Annotated in this window: 16 protein-coding genes; 7 read left to right on the forward strand and 9 right to left on the reverse strand. The window is 73.2% G+C overall.

What is annotated here, in order from left to right; translation table 11 throughout:
- Positions 1-8: 8 nt before the first annotated feature.
- Positions 9-1,592, reverse strand: a complete 1,584-nt coding sequence (locus N865_RS17465) for a carboxylesterase/lipase family protein (protein ID WP_034808714.1) — start codon at positions 1,590-1,592, stop codon at positions 9-11.
- A gap of 144 nt (positions 1,593-1,736) precedes the next feature.
- Between N865_RS17465 and N865_RS17470 the strand changes: the two genes are divergently transcribed.
- A complete protein-coding gene (locus N865_RS17470) occupies positions 1,737-2,114 on the forward strand; it encodes a hypothetical protein (protein ID WP_157557759.1) in 378 nt (125 codons plus the stop codon).
- 30 nt (positions 2,115-2,144) lie between these two features.
- Here the strand turns inward: N865_RS17470 and N865_RS17475 are convergent, their stop codons facing one another.
- The 4 genes from N865_RS17475 to N865_RS17485 form a co-directional block, all read right to left on the reverse strand.
- A complete protein-coding gene (locus N865_RS17475; RefSeq protein WP_034808719.1) occupies positions 2,145-2,555 on the reverse strand; it encodes a (R)-mandelonitrile lyase in 411 nt (136 codons plus the stop codon).
- The gene (locus N865_RS22830; RefSeq protein WP_157557760.1) at positions 2,539-2,712 is read right to left on the reverse strand and encodes a hypothetical protein; all 174 of its coding nucleotides are present in this window, start codon (positions 2,710-2,712) and stop codon (positions 2,539-2,541) included. The genes N865_RS17475 and N865_RS22830 overlap by 17 nt, the downstream gene beginning before the upstream one ends.
- Positions 2,713-2,900: 188 nt before the next feature.
- Complete coding sequence (locus N865_RS17480; protein ID WP_034808742.1) at positions 2,901-5,291, reverse strand: molybdopterin-containing oxidoreductase family protein; 2,391 nt, start codon at positions 5,289-5,291, stop codon at positions 2,901-2,903.
- Positions 5,292-5,425: 134 nt separating this feature from the next.
- On the reverse strand, positions 5,426-10,483 hold the full coding sequence (locus tag N865_RS17485; RefSeq protein ID WP_034808720.1) for an Lhr family helicase: 5,058 nt from the start codon (positions 10,481-10,483) through the stop codon (positions 5,426-5,428).
- Positions 10,484-10,700: 217 nt separating this feature from the next.
- Here N865_RS17485 and N865_RS17490 point away from each other — a divergent pair, with 217 nt between their 5' ends.
- Entirely contained in the window at positions 10,701-11,240 is a 540-nt protein-coding gene (locus tag N865_RS17490) for a DUF4333 domain-containing protein (protein WP_034808721.1), read from the forward strand.
- Positions 11,241-11,348: 108 nt separating this feature from the next.
- Here N865_RS17490 and N865_RS17495 read toward each other — a convergent pair whose 3' ends face one another.
- The 3 genes from N865_RS17495 to N865_RS17505 form a co-directional block, all read right to left on the reverse strand.
- Positions 11,349-12,107, reverse strand: a complete 759-nt coding sequence (locus N865_RS17495) for a polysaccharide deacetylase family protein (protein WP_034808744.1) — start codon at positions 12,105-12,107, stop codon at positions 11,349-11,351.
- Positions 12,108-12,225: 118 nt separating this feature from the next.
- Complete coding sequence (locus N865_RS17500) at positions 12,226-12,663, reverse strand: universal stress protein (protein WP_034808722.1); 438 nt, start codon at positions 12,661-12,663, stop codon at positions 12,226-12,228.
- A gap of 124 nt (positions 12,664-12,787) precedes the next feature.
- Positions 12,788-13,567 (reverse strand): IclR family transcriptional regulator, encoded by a 780-nt coding sequence (locus N865_RS17505; RefSeq protein ID WP_034808723.1) that lies wholly within the window; start codon positions 13,565-13,567, stop codon positions 12,788-12,790.
- A gap of 79 nt (positions 13,568-13,646) precedes the next feature.
- Between N865_RS17505 and N865_RS17510 the strand changes: the two genes are divergently transcribed.
- From N865_RS17510 to N865_RS17530, 5 genes are read left to right on the forward strand one after another with little or no spacing between them, the layout of a single operon-like run.
- Positions 13,647-14,990, forward strand: a complete 1,344-nt coding sequence (locus tag N865_RS17510; protein ID WP_051510901.1) for an MFS transporter — start codon at positions 13,647-13,649, stop codon at positions 14,988-14,990.
- A gap of 26 nt (positions 14,991-15,016) precedes the next feature.
- Positions 15,017-16,177, forward strand: a complete 1,161-nt coding sequence (locus tag N865_RS17515) for a cupin domain-containing protein (RefSeq protein ID WP_034808725.1) — start codon at positions 15,017-15,019, stop codon at positions 16,175-16,177.
- Complete coding sequence (locus N865_RS17520; protein ID WP_034808727.1) at positions 16,174-17,016, forward strand: fumarylacetoacetate hydrolase family protein; 843 nt, start codon at positions 16,174-16,176, stop codon at positions 17,014-17,016. Before N865_RS17515 ends, N865_RS17520 begins: the two co-directional genes overlap by 4 nt.
- The gene (locus N865_RS17525; protein ID WP_034808730.1) at positions 17,016-17,729 is read left to right on the forward strand and encodes a maleylpyruvate isomerase family mycothiol-dependent enzyme; all 714 of its coding nucleotides are present in this window, start codon (positions 17,016-17,018) and stop codon (positions 17,727-17,729) included. The genes N865_RS17520 and N865_RS17525 overlap by 1 nt, the downstream gene beginning before the upstream one ends.
- A 27-nt stretch (positions 17,730-17,756) precedes the next feature.
- Positions 17,757-18,995, forward strand: a complete 1,239-nt coding sequence (locus N865_RS17530; RefSeq protein WP_034808733.1) for an FAD-dependent oxidoreductase — start codon at positions 17,757-17,759, stop codon at positions 18,993-18,995.
- On the opposite strand, the gene N865_RS21970 is transcribed toward N865_RS17530, so the two are convergent.
- Positions 18,955-19,385, reverse strand: a 431-nt coding sequence (locus N865_RS21970; RefSeq protein ID WP_211244921.1) for a DUF4037 domain-containing protein, incomplete at its 5' end; no start/stop codon positions are given. The two genes, N865_RS17530 and N865_RS21970, sit on opposite strands and share 41 nt — an antisense overlap.

The following is a 19,385-nucleotide window of genomic DNA, read 5'->3' on the forward strand; positions in this document are numbered from 1 at the left end:
CGGACGTGTCAGCGCACGCCGTCCCAGAACGCGCGCTCCCAGGACCGGGGGTCGTCGACGACGTGCGACGTCGTGTCGAACCGCATCGTCGCCCTGCGGGTGAGGTCGTATGCCGGCCAGCCCGGGTCCCCGTGCGTGGCGAAGGCGACCCACGCCGCGTGCATGGTCCGCGCGAGCTCCTGGGGCGGGTCGCTCCCGAGCAGCGGCCCGAAGAGGGGCGCGTCCGTCCGGACGGTGTCGAACACGAAGGGAACCTCGAGGGCGTGGACGGCGCCGAGCCCCGGCGAGGGCCAGGCGAACTCGTACATGTACGTGCGGGCGCGGTCCGAGGCGCCTGCTTCGCCGTGACTCACGCCATGACGGTCGGCGTGCGCGTCGGCGAGGCGGATGGCCGGGATCCGCATCCACCAGTCGGTCTGGACGCGCGTGAGCAGGTCGCCGGGGCTCGCGCCGGCATACCTCGCCCGGTAGGCGGCGAGCGCCGCCTCGGGGGCCAGCCCGTACGCAGCCAGGGACTGGTACCCGTAGGAGCGCACCGGCCCGGTCAGGATCTCGTCGGTGACCCGGCCGATGGCGCCGCTCACCACGAGCCAGAGCCGCCAGTCGTCGGTGTTGGTGCCGACCATGACCTCGACCTCGCCCGCGGAGCCGCTCGCGACCAGGTCGATCGGAGGGCCGGGTAGGACCTCCCCGTCGATGACCGGCTGCCACGGCATGGTGCTCGTCACGACGGCCTGGCCCCAGCGCTCCGGGTCCGGGTCGGTGAGCAGCTCCGCCTTGAGCTCCGCCTGGGCGGCGAGCAGCCGTTCGACCCCCACGGCGGCGATCGCCTCGCGGGTCCGCGGGACGCCGAGCCTGTCGGCCAGGTGCCCGGCGACGCGCAGTGCGTCGTCCGCCGGCGTCACCTGGTGCGCGGCTCCGCTCTGCAGGATCGCCCGCCGGAACAACCCGCGGGCGCGAGGCATGGCGAGCAGCATCCCGATACTCATCGCGCCGGCCGACTCCCCGAAGACGGTCACGTTGCCGGGGTCGCCGCCGAACGCGGCGATGGTGTCGCGGACCCATTCGAGGGCCGCGACCTGGTCGAGAAGCCCGAGGTTGGCCACCCCATCGGCGAGGTAGAGGAACCCCTCGGCGCCGGGGCGCCAGTTGATGACGACGCAGACGACCCCGTCCCTCGCGAAGTGGCTGCCGTCGTAGGCCGCCGTCGAGCTCAGCTCGAACATGCCTCCCTGGACCCACACCATGACCGGCAGACCGTCCGCCCCGGGGTCCGGCGTCCAGATGTTGAGGTTGAGGCAGTCCTCGGAGGGCGCGGCACGCTCCACCTTCTCGAAGGCCGAGCCGACCGTCTTCCAGTCCTCCGATGCCCCCTCCCTCGGACCGCCGGTGGACGGGGGCGCGACCTGCGGCGGCTCCGGCCCCAGCTGGGTCGCGTCCCGCACCCCGCTCCACGGCTCGGGGGGCCGCGGCGGGCGGAGCCGGTTCGCGCCGACGGGCGGTGCGGCATACGGCACCCCGAGGAAGGCGTGCACCCCCTCGGCGACGCGGCCGAGGAGCTCGCCCTGCGCGATCCTGACGACGGTGTCCATGCGCTCCACGATTCGTTCGCACGAGGCGCCGGGGCAGAGTCAAAGGTCCCGAGACACCCGTGCGCACCGAGGAGAGCAGGCCTTTCGGCACTGGTGGGCCGGAGTCCACGGACACCACGCTGGGAGTGGAACCGGAGGTGTGTGATGAGTACCCGTCCCGTCGACCAACCCCCCACGCAATCAGGTCGCGACGCCACTCCGTGGCTCGGTCGTGCCTGGGCCAGCGTCGCGCTGACGCCGGTGTTCTTCGGCATCGGCTTCGCCGTCGGTGAGGGCCTCTACTCCCTGTTCGGCTACGCGCCCGAGACCGGCGATGCTCCCGGCTGGGTGGTCGTCGTGGTCTCGGCAGTGACCGTTCTGGTCGTCCTCGTCCCCTGCGTGGCCGCCGTCTACTTCGGGCGGCGAGCCATGACGGCCGGCAACCGTCGCGGTCTGTGGCCGGTCGTCATCGGCGCCGTCGCCGGCTTCGGGCTGATCGCCCTGACGGTCATCTCCGAGGTGGGCGACGCCCTCCGGCGCTGACGAGAAACCCGCTGCCGAGCCCCTGGCCGGTCAGTGCTCGACGGGCGGGGCGGCATACTCCTCGTCGGTGACGGGGGTCAGCCACTGCACCACCTCGTGGTCGGCATCGCCCTCGTTGATGGCCAGGTGGACCATGAGCCGGTTGGGGGCCGCTCCGTGCCAGTGCTCCTCGTCGGCCTCGAAGAGCGCCCGGTCCCCGGGGCGGATGACCTCGACGGGACCCCCTCGGCGCTGGCACAGGCCGATGCCCTCGGTGACGAACACCGTCTGGCTGAGCGGGTGGCGGTGCCAGTGGGTGCGGGCGCCGGGCATGAAGTGCACGAGGTTGGCGGTCATGCGCGACGGCGGAGGTGCAGCGGCGACGGAGTCGATGTAGACGTCTCCCGTGAACCAGTCGCCCGGTCCCCTGGCGGTGTCGATCGAGCTACGGGTGATCTGCATGGGTTTCCTTCTGTCCGTTGGTGATCGGTGGGTTCAGCGGGCCGTCGACGGCGCGGCCCACGATGAGCAGGCCGCCCCCGTTCGGTATCGTCGAGGTGGAGGGTTCGGGCCGGCGCATCGAGGACGCCGCCGGCGGCATCTGCTGACAGTTGTCCACGCCTTCGAGCCTAGGCCGCTCTAAAGCGTGGACCGAGCGCTCAGGGGTGCCCTGTCAGTACCTCCATCGACAGGGACTCCCTCCTCGGCCGTATGCCGCTGAGCCGGGCCCGCACGCGAGGTGACCTTCCGTGCGGGGCCGGCTGAGCGGCATACCCCGTTGGCGGCTCGGCACGGAGAAGGCGAGGGTCAGGGGACGGCGTCGAGCGGCGTGATGTCGCAGACCGAGGCGCGCAGCGGGGAGCTGCCGCTGATGGGGTCGCTCGGCGTCTGGCTGAGGACGAGGTTGAGGTTGGCGCTGTCGGGGCCGAAGGGCGGGTAGCCGGGCAGATCCAGCTCCGCACACGCCTGCCACCAGCCGTGCTGGCCGCACACGACGCCCGGGTCGAGGCTGCCGTTGAGCTTGGCCCGGGCGCGGACGCTGCCGAGCGGCGTCGAGATCCGGACCCAGTCGCCCTCGGAGATGCCGCGCTCGCCCGCGGTGGCCGGGTTGATCTCGAGCTGCGGTTCGGGCGCGGGACCACGCAGGCTCGCGATGTTTCGGTGCTGGGTCTCGCAGAACCGCAGCGACTTCGAGCCGGTGAGGATGAGCGGGAACCGCTCGGCGAGGTCGGGCCGGGACCGTGGGCTCGTGAGCGGCTCGACGTACTGCGGCAGGGGCGGCTGGCCGTGGCTCGCGAGAACCTCCGAGTAGAGCTCGATCCTGCGGGACGGGGTGCGGAACCCGCGAGGACCACCCCCGTCGGGCTCGGCGTACTTGCGATGGAGGGTCGTGAGCGGTACCCGCACCCCCGCCGGGTCGGCGCGGAGCTGGTCGAGGGTGACGCCGCTCGGCGCGAGCTGGTGCTGCCAGGCGGCGTCGACGTCTCCGTTGAAGAAGTGCTCCCCCAGGCCCAGCCGGTCGGCCAGGGCGAAGACGATCTGGATGTCCGAGCGCGCCTCACCACGCGGCGCCGCCACGGGAGTGCGCAGCTGGACGAGGGACTGCGCCGCCTCGCTGATCTCGAACCCGACCCGTAGCGCCTCCGCCTCGAAGGCGCTCGTCACCGGCAGGACGATGTCGGCCAGCTCCGCCGTGGGGCTCAGGAACAGGTCCGCGTGGACAAAGAAGTCGAGCGCCGTCAGCGCGTCACGCCCGCGGGCACTGTCGCCGTGGGCCATGACCAGGTTGGCGCCGAAGTTGACCAGCCCTCGGGCGCGATAGGGCCGGCCCTCGATCGCCGCGGTGTAGAAGTCCTCGCCCGTGACGAACTCGAACCGCGCGGGCCCGAGCGGGCGCTCGGCGAGGCCAAGGGCTTTGGCGCGCTGGTCCTGGCTGAGCAGCGACGCGTCGTCGACCGGGTTCGTCGCGACGGAGGGGAACAGGACGTTGCCGCCGGGGACGTCGAGGCAGCCGGTGAGCGCATACAGCTGACCGATCGCGCGGACCGTCTGGGTGGCGTTGCTCTGCTGCTCGAGGCCGCTCCACGTGTAGAAGGCGACTGGCCGCGACTCCCAGAGCGTCCGGGCGGCTTCGACGACGGCACTGGCCGGCACCCCGGTGATGCCCTCCGCGACCTCGGGACGCATCCGGCCGCACTCCTGCGCCAGCAGCTCGAAGACCGGCCGACAGGTGACTGTGCCGTCCGCGGTGGCGACCGCCCGCTTCCCGAACAGCGTCAGACGGGACTCGTCGACCGAGTACGCCCCGTGTGCCGGGTCGTACGCCACGGGCCGGTCACCGACCTCGTCCCAGGCGACGTAGTGGCTGGGATCGCCGTCGGGGAAGACGTCGTTCGCGCGGAGCAGCCGGGCGTCGTCGCCCCGGACGAGGAACGGCGCGTTGGTCCATCGCCGGACGAAGTCCAGGTCGAACCAGCCGTTCTCGATCATGACGTGCGTGAGCGACAGGGCCAGGGCGGCGTCGGTGCCGGGGCGGACGCGGAGCCACGGGTCGGCCTTGCTCGCCAGGCCGACGCGGCGCGGGTCGACGACGACGAGCTTGGCACCCCGACGGAGAGCGGCGGTCGTCGCCGTCGCGTGGGCGAGCCGCGCGACGGAGGGGTTGTAGCCCCAGAAGAGGATGCAGCCGGCCCGGTCGAGGTCCGGCAGGTACGCCCCGGGAACCGGCTCGCCGAACGTGAAGAGAGGAGCGAGGAAACGACCCCACCCGCACAGCTCCATGTACGTCAGCAGGTTGGGGCTGCCGAAGGCATGCCTGAGGCGGCTCACCCAGTCGACCGAGTCGGACATCGCGGAGGTCGAGGGCGAGGCGCTCCCGAACACGACAGACTCCGGCCCATGGGCCTCGGCGAGGTCACGGAGCCGCGCCGCGATGGTGTCGAGCGCCTCGTCCCAGGTGATCTCCTGCCACCCCGGGTCGGGTGCGCCCTTCGGTGCGGTGCGACGGAGAGGGTGGAGCAGCCGGTCGGGGTGGGCCACGATCTCCGGTGCGGCCTTGCCCTTGACGCACAGCGCCTGGCCGGTGGGGTGCGACGGATCAGGTCCGAGCGCCGTGAACACCCCGTCGACCACGGTGGCCCGGGCCCCGCACCGGGACACGCACAACGGGCAGAACGTCGAGACCTCGCGAACCGACACCTCAGCGCCCGTCACCGGACCTTCAACCGCAGATTGCCCCACCTTGTCACGCCCTCGGTCGACAATCCCTGTCAGTCGTCCATGGTGCCACCCCGTCCCTCTCGAGCGGAACGGATCGCGGGTGGAGTGACGCCTCAGCGGCGCAGGCGCAGGCCCCTCGGCGCCATGTGGAAACCGGCGTTGGAGAGGGCCGTGACGAGCGGGTGGCCGGAGCCGAGGATCGAGGCGCCATCGGCCTTCTCGACGGTGAGCCGGCCGAGCGCCCCTTCGCGCACGGCCAGGGCGAGCGCGTCGGCCGCGGCCTGCAGCCGCTCCGGGTCGTCGGACCAGCAGAGCATCGTCTTGCCACCACGCTCGACGTAGAGGACGAGCTCGCCATCGACGAGGACCACGAGCGCCCCGGCCTTGCGCCCGGGCTGGTGTCCCTTGCGCCGGGCCCTGGCGTCGGGTCCCTCGGCCTCGGCCGTGTCGCCGGCACTGTCGCCGGCGTCGGCAGCGGGCCGCTCCGGCCAGCCGATCGCTGCGCCGAAGGGGTTGGCGGGATCGCTCGCCGCGAGCACGAGGGCGGGCGGGCCGGACTCCGCCCGCCTGCCACCCCCGGGTCGTATGCCGCTGGGCTGGGCTCCCGGGGCCGGCAGCAGCCACGGGTCGGCGGGGTCGGACGAGCGGGTCCGGTCGGCCTTCTCGTCGTCACGCGCCGAGGCGCCGGGCAGGCGCGACATCGACCTGAGCCGGTCGACGGCCCCGGTCGTCGCGAACTGGGAGGCGCCGAGGGACTCGACGAAGTAGCCGCGCCGGACCTTGCCGGCCTCCTCGGCCGCGGCCAGCACGCGATAGACCGCCGCGAACCCGCCCGGCACGGCCTCGGACACGACCGAGCCACGGGTCAGCACGCCGTAGCGGTCGAGGAGCAGCTCGGCGTTGGTCACGGCCCGCACGGTCGGGTCGGTCTCGGCGGGCGGAAGGAGCGCCCAGCGGCCGACGCCTGTCGGCGGCCCGGAGCGGGCGACGGCGGAGGAACCCGCACGCTGGCTCGCCGCCCGGGCAGCGGCCTCGGCAGCGGCGACCCGCTCCTGACCGCTCGGGCCGTCGCCCCCCAGGCCCCCGTCACCGGCGCCTCCGGTGCCGACCCCTGCCACCGGTCCCGCGCCACGCAGGGAACCGAAGCGGCCGAGCGAACCGCGCCGACCGGAATACCGCGCCGACCGTGGAGCAGTGGTCGAGCGCTTGTGCGCCGTGCGGCCGCCGGCGAGCAGCGCCCGCAGGGGCGCGATCGTGTCGTTGGTGACGTGGCCCGACCAGAGCAGGGACCACAGCGCGTCGACGAGCGGACCGTCGCCGAGTCCGACGCGGTCGGCGAGCGCCCGGAAAAACCATGCGCCGCCGCCCTCGAGCGCGTCGAGGACGGTTCGTTGGTCGTCGGTCAGCTCGGCGCTCTCAGGCGGGGTCAGCGTGAGGTCGGCGGTCTCGGCGAGGTGGAGGCTGACCCAGCCGTCGTCGCCCGGGAGCGAGCCGTGTCCGCGCCAGACGACCTCGCCGGCGCTCATCACCTCGTCGAGCAGGGCCGGGCGGTAGTCGGCGACCCGCGCTGGCAGGACGAGCGTCTCGAGGGCGCTCGCCGGCACGACGGCGCCGGTCAGCTGCTCGACCGCCCGGAGCAGCCCCTCTCGACCGCGGAGCCCTCCTCCGACGCCCTGCCACTGCGGCAGGAACCGGGCAAGGTCGGCCTGGGCGACGGGCTCGACCTCGTGCCGAAGGGCTGCGAGGGACCGGCGGCGCAGGAGTCGGAGGACCTCGGCGTCGCAGAACTCCGGACCGTGGCCGCCGCCGTTCTCGGTGGGCAGGAGCTCGCCCTCGACGACGCGACCCGTCGACGACAGCCGCCTGAGGGCGTCGTGGACGACGGCCGGCCCGATGCCCCACCACGCCGCGACGGTGTGGACGGTGAAGGGCCCGTGGGTGCGGGCGAAGCGGGCGACGAGGTCGCCGAGCGGGTCGGGCACCGGCTCGAGGAAGACCTGCGGCACCCCGACCGGCAGCGCGGTGCCGAGGGCGTCGCGGAGCCTGGCGGCGTCCTCGATCGCGGCCCACCGGTCCTCGCCTGCGACGCGCACGGCGATGACGCGCCGCGCCGCCTCGAGCTCGGCCAGGGCAGCCTCCACGGCGGACGGCGAGAACCCCTCGGCCGCTCGGGCGACGACGCCGCCCAGGGACAACGGGCCGAGCACGCGGAGCAGGTCGGCGACGTCCTCGGCGTCGCGCGCGCCGCGCTCGGGCGTCAGCCGCTGGAGCTCGGCCTCGGTCCGCGCGACGGCCTCCGGGTCGAGCAGGTCGCGCAGCGCCAGGCCCTCCCCTTGCCCGAGCAGCTCGGACAGGAGGGAGGGGTCGAGTGCGAGCGCCGCGGCCCGGCGCTCCGCGAGCGGCGAGTCGCCCTCGTAGAGGTACTGGGCGACGTAGCCGAAGACGAGCGAGGTCGCGAAGGGCGACGGCTTGCTCGACTCGACGTCGACGACCTTGACCGCCCGGGAGCGGATGTCGGTCATGAGCTCGACGAGACCGGGCACGTCGAACACGTCCTGGACGCACTCGCGGACGGCCTCGAGGACGATCGGGAAGGTGGGGTACTGGCTCGCCACCTCGAGCAGCTGGGCCGCGCGCTGGCGCTGCTGCCACAGCGGCTGGCGCCGGTCGGGGCGCCGACGTGGGAGCAGGAGCGCCCGGGCCGCGCACTCCCTGAACCGCGCTGCGAACAGGGCTGATCCGCCGATCTCGGCGGTGACGAGCTCGGTGATCTCGTCGGGCTCCATCGTGATGAGCTCGACGAGCTGTTGCCCGATCGCGCCCCCACCTCCGACACCACGCACACTGCCGCCACCGAGCCCGGAGTCGTCGTCGAACTCGAGGTCGGGCAGCCGGAAGACGATGCCGTCGTCGCCGTGCATCGCCTGGACGTCGACCCCGAACCGCTCGCGCATCCGGGCCGCGACGCAGAGCGCCCACGGCGCGTGCACCTGCCCACCGAACGGCGAGAGCACGGCCACCCGCCAGTCGCCGATCTCGTCGCGGAACCGCTCGACGACGATCGTCCGGTCGTCGGGCACGTGACGCGTCGCCTCGCGCTGCTCGTCGAGGTAGCGCAGGAGGTTGTCGGCGGCCCACTCGTCGAGGCCGGCAGCGCGCACGCGCTCGCGGGCCCGCTCCGGCGCCAGGCCGACGACCTCTCGGACGAACGCGCCGAGCGCACGGCCGAGCTCGGCGGGCCGGCCCTGCTGGTCGCCCTTCCAGAACGGCAGCTTGCCGGCCTGCCCCGGCGCGGGCGTGACGAGGACCCGGTCGTGGGTGATGTCCTCGATCCGCCACGTCGACGTGCCGAGGGTGAAGACATCGCCGACCCGCGACTCGTAGACCATCTCCTCGTCGAGCTCACCGACCCGCCGCCCGGGCCCGTCGCCGGAGGCGAGGAACACGGCATAGAGCCCGCGGTCGGGGATCGTACCGCCGCTCGTCACGGCGAGCCGCTGCGCACCACGACGCCCCGAGAGCGTGTCGGTGACGCGGTCCCAGACGATGCGCGGGCGCAGCTCGGCGAACTCGTCGGAGGGATAGCGGCCCGCCAGCATGTCGAGGGTCGCCTCGAGGACCGAGCGCGGCAGGGCCGCGAAGCTCGCGGTCCGGTGCACGAGGGCCTCGAGGTCGCCGACGGACCAGTCGTCCATCGCGCACATGGCGACGACGTGCTGGGCGAGGACGTCGACGGGGTTGGCCGGGACCCGGAGCGACTCGATCGCCCCCGCCCGCATCCGCTCGACGACGACGGCCGTCTGGACGAGGTCGCCACGGAACTTCGGGAAGAGCACCCCCTGGCTCACGGCCCCGACCTGGTGGCCGGCACGCCCGACGCGCTGGAGGCCGCTCGCGACGCTCGGCGGGCTCTCGACCTGGATGACGAGGTCGACGGCGCCCATGTCGATGCCGAGCTCGAGGCTGCTCGTCGCGACGACGGCGGGCAGCCGGCCCGCCTTGAGGTCCTCCTCGATCGCCGCTCGGTGCTCCTTGCTGACGGAACCGTGGTGGGCGCGCGCGAGGACGGGCGCCGCCCCCCGGGACTGCCCCGCCTGCGCCATCATCTCGGCGGGCGTGCGCCGTGGACCCGACCCTTGGGACGACCCGGCCGTATGCCGTCCAGCCGGCTCGGCGGCATACGCCTCCTCCTGCTCCGCCTCGGCGAGGCGGTCCTCCCAGATCTCGTTGAGGCGGGAGGTGAGGCGCTCGGCGAGCCGGCGCGAGTTGGCGAAGACGAGCGTCGAGCGGTGGTCGGCGATGAGGTCGACGATGCGCTCCTCGACGTGGGGCCAGATGCTCGCCTGCGGCGCGTTGCCCGCGGCCGGACCCGAGAGGTCGGGCACGCCCGGCGAGATCTCGGCCGGTGCACCGGCGAGCTCGGCCATGTCGGGGACCGGCACGACGACGTCGAGCTCCCACTGCTTGGTCGACACCGGCTGGACGATCTCGACCGGGCGGCCCCCGGCGAGGTAGCGGGCGACCTCCTCGACCGGGCGCACCGTCGCTGAGAGGCCGACCCGCTGCGCGGGCCGGGGCAGGAGCGCGTCGAGGCGCTCGAGGCTGAGGGCGAGGTGGGCCCCCCGCTTGGTCCCGGCGACGGCGTGGACCTCGTCGACGATGACCGTCTCGACGCCGCGGAGCGCCTCGCGGACCGACGAGGTGAGCAGGAGGAAGAGCGACTCGGGCGTCGTGATGAGGATGTCGGTCGGGGTGCGGGCGAAGGCGCGGCGCTCGTTGGCCGGGGTGTCACCGGAGCGGACGCTGACGCCGATGTCGGGGACCGGCAGGCCGAGTCGGGTTGCCGCGTGGCCGATGCCGACGAGCGGGGCGCGGAGGTTGCGCTCGACGTCGACCGCGAGCGCCTTCATCGGCGAGACGTAGAGCACGCGGCAGCGGGCGATCGCCTCCTCGGGCACCGGCTCGCTCGCCATCCGGTCGATGGCCCAGAGGAAGGCCGAGAGCGTCTTGCCGGAGCCGGTCGGCGCGACGACGACGACGTGGTGACCGGAGCTGATCGCGTCCCAGGCTCCGGCCTGCGCGGTCGTGGGCGCGCTGAAGCTGCTCCGGAACCACTCGGCGGTCGCCGGAGAGAATCGCCCCAGCACGTCGGCCGGCTCCCTCTTCGCCATCAACGCCCAGCCTGCCACGCGCCCCCGACACCCGTCGGCGGCGGCAGTCGGGACCGGCGTCCCACCCGTGTGCGCGCGGCGCGGCTGGTCCGCGGCGGACCTTCGGGTCTCGGGGAGGTCTCCACTCGGTCTCCGTGTGGTCTCGACCGGGGTGCGTCGCCGCCGGGGAAAGGCGGCCCGCCCTACGCTCGGCGCGACCCCTATGGACGAAGGCGCGATGAACGAGACCGTGAACGAGACCGTGCAGGAGCCCCTGACCAGCCCCACGCAGACCGCGCCGGCGACGCCGGCCGGGGGGCCGACGCCGTGGTCCGCGGCGGCGATCCCCGCACAGCCCGCCGGGTGGACCCAGCCGTGGACCCCCCCGGCGCCGTACGTCCCCGCGCCCCGCGCCGGCTCCGGCAACGGCCTCGCGATCGCTGCGCTCGTCATGTCCATCATCGCCCTCGTGTGCGTGGTCGGCATGGGTGCCCTCGCGGTGCTCGCGGGCGGGGGACCCGGCTCGACCACGCCGATGACTGGAACGCTGCCCAGCGGGTCCACGGTCACTCCCCTGTCCGGGGCGGACCTCTCCCGCACGGTGAGCGCGCGGATCGCCCAGGACGGCAGCACGGTCGACGAGATGCAGTGCCCGGCGACCCCCAAGGTCGCCCAGGGTGTCGTGACCGTGTGCCACGGGACGGTCGACGGCGGCGACTGGGCCGTCGTCGTCTACTTCGAGGACGCCATCGGCAGCTACACCCTCGCGCTCGTCTAGGTTCACGGGCCTTCGTTCCACCCGTCGGCTGCGAAACTCGCTGTGCGACGGCCGGATCCCGCTGGAGCGCCCTCGAGCTCGCCGGCCTCGAGCTCGTCGAGCCTCGGGTTACACGGCGTAGACGTCGCCGAGGTGGACCGGGACGAGCTTGCGGCTGCGGATGATCTCGACGAGCTGGCCGTAGACCTTGGTCACCGCGGGGTGGTTGGCATGGCCGATGACGATGCGCCCGGGCCGCAGCCACTTCTCCGCACTCGCGACGACCGTCGCGGGCTGCACGGCCGACGAGTCGCCGAGGGTGCCGAGCCACATAGTCTGGGCGGGGTAGCCGAGGTCGGTCAGGCGTGCCGCGACCCGGTCGTTGGTGTAGCCGTAGGGCGGTCGCATGAACGGGCGTCCGAGCGTGCCGTAGGTCTTCTTGAGGAACGCCTCGTTGCGCTGCACCTGGTCGGCGATCTGCTGTGCCGAGAGCTTCACCAGGCTCGCGTGGGACCACGTGTGGTTGGCCAGGAAGATCTGGTTGTCGTCGTGCAGGGGGCGCAGCAGCCCGGCGTGCTCGGTCCAGCTGCGGTTCACGCCGTTGCAGAAGAATGTGAGCCGGAGCCCGGTGTCGCGGCACAGCCTGGCGTAGCCCTCGACGACGGCCGCGTTGGTCCCGTCGTCGACGGTGAGCGCGATCTGGTTGGTCTTGCCCGGCAGCTGGTAGAGGGTCCCGTGGGGCAACGCGACCTTCGTCAGACCCTGCGGCGCCCCGAAGATCCGCGGCGTCGCGGTCGGTGCCGCCGCGCCCGTGGCCTCGCGGTCGCACCCGGCGAGGCCCGTGGCCACCATGGCGGCCACGGACGTCAGGAACAGACGTCGGTCCACGTGGCCACGGTACGTGCGCGCCGGCGCCACGCGGTGCACGCGCGCCGCACTCCACGCCAGGAGATTCGCGCGACGCCCCTACGCGAGCGACCGACGCAATGCCGACCTGTCCGGCGGGTCAGTCGTTCTCGTGGACGACCATGACGGGGCAGTGGGCGTGCTCGGCACATGCGGAGCTGACCGAGCCGAGAAGCAGGCCGGCGAATCCGCCGTGGCCACGGCTGCCGACGACGAGCATCTCGGCGCCCTCGCTCGCGTTGAGCAGGACGGTCCGCGGCGGGCCGTGGAGCACGATCGCGTCGAGCGTCGGAGGTCGCTGAGCACCGAAGACCTCGTCGAGCGTCGTCTGCAGGATCTTCTCCGCATCGAGATCGGGCCGCCAGGTCGGGTCGACGGGCGATCCGTAGGTCTGCGGGTACTCCCACGCGGTCGTCGCCTCGATGCGGGCCCCGATCGCGTCGGCCAGCCTGGCCGCCCACCGCAACGCCAGCTTCGAGGGCACCGACCCGTCCACCCCGACGACGATCCGCCTCGGCACCTGTGCCTGCTCGCTCATGGCTCCTCCGCCCTTTCGCCTGTTCATCCACGTTCATCGTGCCGGGGCGCGTCGCGCGTGGTCAGGGTCTTTGGTCCCTCGTCGCCTCCTCGCAGCGGTGCGGAGCCCGCCGGGACCCGGGCGGTCAGGGGTGCGACTCGACGCGCAGGGCGTCCTGGAGGTCGTGCTCGATGTCGCGGGCGGTCAGGGCGAGGGCACTGACGACGTCGACGAGCCGTGACTCGTCGAAGCGGACGGTCGGCATCGACACGGTGACGGCCGCCTCGACACGGTCGCCGACGCGGATGCCGCGCCCGATCGCGGTGACCCCGCTCTCGGTGCGGTCCTTGTTGATGGCGAACCCGCGGTCGCGGACGACGGCGAGCTCCTTGTCGAGGGCGCCGAGGTCGGGGCGGTCGTCCTCGCGCCCGTCCCAGCGTTCGGCGGCATACAGCTCGGCCCGCTCGTCGGACGTGAGGTCGGCGAGCATGAGCTTGCCGCCCGAGGTGAGGTGCGCCGGGAAGACCATCCCCTCGCGGGTGCCGACCCGCAGGGCCTGGGTGCCCTCGACGGAGGCGATGAAGCGCGCATAGTCGCCGGCGAGGACGAGCAGGTTGGCCGACTCGTTGAGCCGGCCGACGAGGGCGTGCAGGTGCGGCATCGCGACCGTCCGCAGCAGCGCGGTTCGCGACTGGGAGTCGGCGGTCAGGGAGATGACCGGGCCGGCGTGGTAGCGACGGTCCTCGCCCTGCCGCGCGAAGTCGCGGTAGACGAGCATCGACAGGAGCCGGTGGGCGGTCGAGCGCGCAACGCCGAGGCGCTCGGCCGCGTCGGAGACGCTGAGCGGGCCCTCGACCTGGAGCAACACGGCGAGGCGCAGCGCATGGTCGACGCTCGTCAGGGCGTACTGCGGCCGGTTCTTCATCCTGAGGCTCCTCGGTCCAGCGTTCTGCACAGCAGAATCTTCTATTCCGCCATGTCGAACCTAGTTCACCATCGTCTCCATGGCAACGACGCCCCTCTCCCTGGATCGGCCCCTGGCCGCGAGCCGCGCGAACAGACCCGCCTGGCTCGTCACTGTTCTCTGTTGGCTCATCGTCGTCTTCGACGGCTATGACCTCATCGTCTACGGGACGACCCTGCCCAGCCTCCTCAAGGAGAAGGGCTGGGACCTCACCCCGACCACCGCCGGCTTCATCGGCAGCCTCGCCTTCGCCGGCATGCTCGTCGGCGCCCTCGCTGCCGGCCTGCTCTCCGACCGGCTCGGCCGCCGTCGCACCATCCTCTGGGCCACCCTCTGGTTCTCGGTCTTCACCGCCCTCTGCGCGGTCGCCCCGAGCGCCGGCGTCTTCGGGACCTTCCGCTTCCTCGCGGGCCTCGGCCTCGGCGGCCTCGTGCCGTCGGCCAACGCCCTGACGGCGGAGTTCGTCTCGCGCAGGCACCGCTCGGCCGTCTCGACGATGATGATGTCGGGTGTCCCGATCGGTGGTTCGATCGCCGCGCTCCTCGGCCTGTGGCTCCTGCCGGCCTACGGCTGGCGCTCGATGTATGCCGTCGCCTTCGCGGCCGTCCTCGTCCTCCTCCCGCTCTGCTACCTCCTGCTCCCCGAGTCGCCCACGTGGCTGCGCGCCCACGGACGAGTCGCGGAGGGCAAGGCCGTCGAGGCACAGTTCGGCCTCGTCCACGACCCGAGCGACCACTCCGGCGGGCACCACGCCCCCGGCTTCCGCACGATCCTGCGCGGCCGGTTCCTCCGGCCGACGGTCCTCTTCGCCGCTGCCACCGTCGCCACCCTCTTCGCCTGGTACGGCCTCGGCACGTGGCTGCCCAAGCTCATGGGCTCCGACCCCCGCTTCGACATGGGCCAGCCGCTCGCCTTCCTCCTCGCCCTCAACCTCGGTGCGGTCCTCGGCTCCGTCGTCACGGCCTGGGCCGGGGTGCGCTTCGGTCCGCTCCGGAGCGCGGTGGCGGCCGCCGCCGTGGCCTCCGTCGCCCTCGCGTACCTGCTCACCTACCCAACCGACGCCACACCGATCTACGCGGCGCTCATCCTCGCCGGCGTCGGAACGCACGGCACGCAGTGCCTCATCATCGCGGCGGTCGCGAGCCACTACCCGCCCAAGCTGCGCGGCACCTCGCTCGGCTTCGCGCTCGGGGTCGGCCGACTCGGCGCCGTCCTCGCACCTCAGGTCGGCGGCCTGCTCCTCGACGCGGGGCTCGGCGTCGGCAGCAACTTCCTCGCCTTCTCCGTCGCGGCCGGCCTCGCCGCCGTCCTGCTCGCGGTGACGGCCGCCGTCACGAAGCCTGCAGTGACCGGACGCCCGACCGCCGACGTCCTCGTCCACTGACCGCCCCAGACCCGAAAGGAACGACCATGACCCAGTCAGCGACCTCGCCCGTACGGATCGAGGCGGTCCACGCGCCCGACCAGCCCACCCCCACGCCTGAGCTCGAGGCCCTCTACCGCGGCTTCGAGGACGAGCTCCTCGTCCCGCTGTGGACCGAGATCGGCGACCTCATGCCGGCCCACCCGCAGAGCAAGGCCACCCCGCACCGCTGGCAGTGGCAGACGCTCCTCGACCTCGCCGACCGGGCGGGTGACCTCGTGCCCGTCGGCCGCGGCGGCGAGCGCCGGGCCATCGCCCTGGCGAACCCGACGCTCGGCGGCCGCCCGTTCGCGACGCCGACGCTCTGGGCCGCGATCCAGTACCTCATGCCCGGCGAGGACGCACCCGAGCACCGCCACACGCAGAACGCGTTCCGCTTCGTCGTCGAGGGCGAGGGCGTGTGGACCGTCGTGGGCCGGGACCCCGTCCCGATGAACCGCGGCGACTTCCTCCCGCAGGCGGGCTGGAACCTCCACGCCCACCACAACGCCGCCGCGAAGCCGATGGCCTGGATCGACGGGCTCGACATCCCGTTCCAGTACTACACGGAGTCCCAGTTCTTCGAGTTCGGCCGCGACGAGATCTCCGACGCCGAGCGGGCCACCCCCGAGCGTTCGCGCTCGCAGCGCCTCTGGGGCCACCCGGGGCTGCGCCCGGTGTCGGTCCCCGGGCCGATGCCCGCGAGCCCCCTGCTCGCCTACCGTTGGGCCGACACGGACCGGGCCCTCCAGGACCAGCTCGACCTCGAGGACGAGGGGTATGCCGGGACGCTCGAGCTCGGCCACGCCGCGGTCCGCTTCACCAACCCCACGACCGGCGGCGACGTCCTGCCGACGATCCGCACCGAGTTCCACCGCGTGCGCAGCGGCGTCGAGACCGCCCCGCGCCAGGAGGTCGGCTCGTCCGTCTTCCAGGTCTTCGACGGCGCCGGGACGGTCACCGTCGGGGACACGACCTGGAGCGTCACCCGGGGCGACCTCTTCGTCGTGCCGTCGTGGCAGCCCCTGTCGATCCGCTCCGAGGCCTCGGCCTCCGACTCGGACTCCGGCGCGCTCGACCTCTTCCGCTTCAGCGACAGCCCGATCTTCGAGTCGCTCAACCTCGCCCGCACCTCCGTCTCCCCGGCACTCGAAGGACTCCCCCGATGAAGCTCGCCACGATCCGCAACGCCGACGGCACCACCGAGGCGGTCCGCGTCGACGGCACGACCGGCATCCGCCTCGGCGCGTCGGACGTGGGCTCCCTCCTCGCACAGCCCGGTTGGCAGGACGCGACCGCAGCGGCAGCCGGCGCGACCGTGGACCTCGGCAGAGCGGCATACGCACCGGTCGTGACCCGCCCGGGGAAGGTCGTCTGCGTCGGGCTCAACTACCGGGGCCACATCCTCGAGATGGGACGGGACCTGCCGGAGTACCCGACGCTCTTCAGCAAGTACGCCGAGACGCTCATCGGGGCGCACGACGACATCCGGCGGCCCGTCGAGACCGACGCGCTCGACTGGGAGTGCGAGCTCGCCATCGTCATCGGCGCACCCGTGCGCCGGGCGACGACCGCCGAGGCCGAGGCCGCCATCGCTGGCTTCGCGACGCTCAACGACGTCACGGCCCGGGACTGGCAGTTCCGGACCAGGGAGTGGCTCCAGGGCAAGAACTGGGAGGCGACGACCCCGGTCGGCCCCTGGCTCGTCACGCCGGACGAGCTGCCCGGCGGGGTGCGCCCGACCCTCGCGATCCGCACCGAGGTCGACGGCGAGGTCGTGCAGGAGGACAACACCGGCGACCTGCTCTTCGACCCGGTCGCCCTCGTCGAGTACGTCTCCACGATGATCACGCTCCAGCCGGGCGACCTCATCGCGTCGGGAACCCCAGGAGGAGTCGGCCACGCCCGCAAGCCCGCCCGTTACCTCACGGCCGGGCAGAAGGTCGTCACCGAGGTCGAGGGCCTCGGCCGCTGCGAGAACGTCGTCGTGGACGACAGGCGACGCTGATGGCTCCCGCTCCCGACCTGACCCGGGCCTGGCTGGAGGAGGGCACGGCCCTGTTCCTCAAGGCCTTCGAGAGCCTCGACGACGAGGCGCTCGCAGCCCCGGGCACCCTGCCCGGCTGGACCGGCAGGCACCTCGTCGCCCACGTGGCCGCCAACGCCGACGCCCTCGCCAACCTGGCCCGGTGGGCCCGGACCGGCGAGGAGACCCCGATGTACGCCTCGGCCGCGCAGCGCGACGCCGACATCGAGGCCGGGTCGCGGCAGCCGGCGACGCAGCTGCGCCACTGGGTGGCCTCGTCGGCCGCCCGGCTCGCGGACTCGCTCGACACGTTGACCGCGGAGCAGTGGACCCATGAGGTCCGCACCGCGCAGGGACGCACCGTCCCCGCGACGGAGATCCCGTGGCTGCGGTCGCGCGAGGTCATGGTGCACGCCGTCGACCTCGGCGGCGCGGTCACCTTCGCCGACCTTCCCTCGGCCTTCGACGCCGCGCTCCTCGACGAGATCACGGCGAGGCGTTCGGCCGGGGCCGAGGGTCCGGCCGTCGCGTTGGCGCCGACCGACGACGAGCGCACGTGGGCCGTCGCCGGAGCCGGCCACCCGACCACCGTCCGTGGGCCGCTCGCGCAGCTCACGGCATACCTCTCCGGCCGACCGGCTACCGGGCTGCTCGCCGACGGCGGCGCGGTCCCCACCCTCCCCCGCTGGCTCTGACCGCGGCTGCTCCCGAAAGGACTCGTCATGACCACTCACACCAAGGACACCGTCGACGTCGTCGTCGTGGGCGGCGGCATCGGCGGGCTGTCCAACGCCCTCGCCCTGACCCGGAAGGGGCTGCGCGTGCGGGTCTTCGAGCGCGCCGCAGAGTTCGGCGAGGTCGGGGCCGGGCTGCAGATCGCCCCCAACTGCACCCGCATCCTCGACCACTGGGGCCTGCTCGAGGAGGTCGTCTCGCTCGGCGTCCTGCCCGAGAACATCGTCATGAAGGATGCCGTCGACGGCTCCGAGCTGACCCGCCTCGACCTCAAGGACGTCGAGGCGAGGTACGGCGCCCCCTACATGGTCATCCACCGGAGCGACCTCCACGGGGTGCTCCTGCGGGCCTGCGAACGGGCGGGGGTCGACCTCGTCACCGACGTCGCGGTGACGGGCTACGAGCAGCAGGACGGGCAGGCGACCGCGATCCACGCCGGCGGCCGCGAGACCGCGCCCGTCGTGATCGCCGCGGACGGGATCCGCTCGGTCGCCCGGCCGCTCCTCGTCGACGACGAGCCGGTCAGCTCCTCCTACGTGGCCTACCGCGGAGCGGTCCCGGCGGCCCAGGTCGAGGCGCTCGGCGTCTCGATGCGTGACGTCGTGGTCTACGTCGGGCCCAAGTGCCACTTCGTGCAGTACCCGCTCCGGGGCGGCGAGATGTTCAACCAGGTCGCTGTGTTCGAGTCGCCGAAGGCGCTCGCGGGAGAGGAGGACTGGGGAACCCCGGACGAGCTCGACGCGGCGTTCGTCGACACGTGCACCGAGGTGCGGGCCGGGCTGCCACTCATGTGGCGCGACCGCTGGTGGCGGATGTTCGACCGTGAGCCGATCCCGACGTGGGTCACCGGGCGGGTGGCGCTCTCCGGCGACTCCGCGCACGCGCCGCTCCAGTACCTCGCCCAGGGCGCCGTCATGGCCATGGAGGACGCCTACGTCCTCTCCGAGCACGTCGGCTCCCAGCTCGCGGCCGGCGCGACGGCAGACAGCCTCGACTGGGACGCCGCGCTCGCGGCCTACGACGCCGTCCGCCCGGAGCACTGCCGCCGCGTCCTCACCACCGCGCGGGCCTGGGGCGAGCTGTGGCACCACGTCGGTGATGAGCGGCTCTGGCGCAACGCGGTCATGCGAGCCCGTGACGTGCACGACTACGGCTTCGTCGACTGGCTCTACGGGCCCACCGCGCTCACACCGGACCAGGAGCCCCCGATGTTCCAGCCCCTCTGACGGGTCCCTGCGGCACCGCCTCGACGAGATCGGTGAGGTCGGCGACGAGCGACCGGAGACCCGGGTAGAGATCGGGGTCGTCCGCGCCCAGACGGCAGAGCCGGGTCCACCGCTCCGCCTGATGCTCGGGCGCGAGCGCACAGCGCCCCGCGTGCTCCAGCAGGCGCTTCTCCCCCGGGTGGTAGACGCGGTTGAGGGCGAAGAGCAGGTTGAACCAGACCGCCTGGATGCTCGCCCGCCGGTGCTGGACCATGAGCAGGTCACCGCGGGCCGCGGCCGTGCCCAGCTGGGAGAGGTAGGTCGTGAGGAGCGGCGGCAGGCTGCCGAGAAGGAGGTCGCGGGTCGCCTCCGGGTACGTCACTGTCTGATTCCACGACATAGTTGACGCCT

The sequence above is a fragment of the Intrasporangium oryzae NRRL B-24470 genome, assembly GCF_000576595.1.
Taxonomy (GTDB): domain Bacteria; phylum Actinomycetota; class Actinomycetes; order Actinomycetales; family Dermatophilaceae; genus Intrasporangium_C; species Intrasporangium_C oryzae.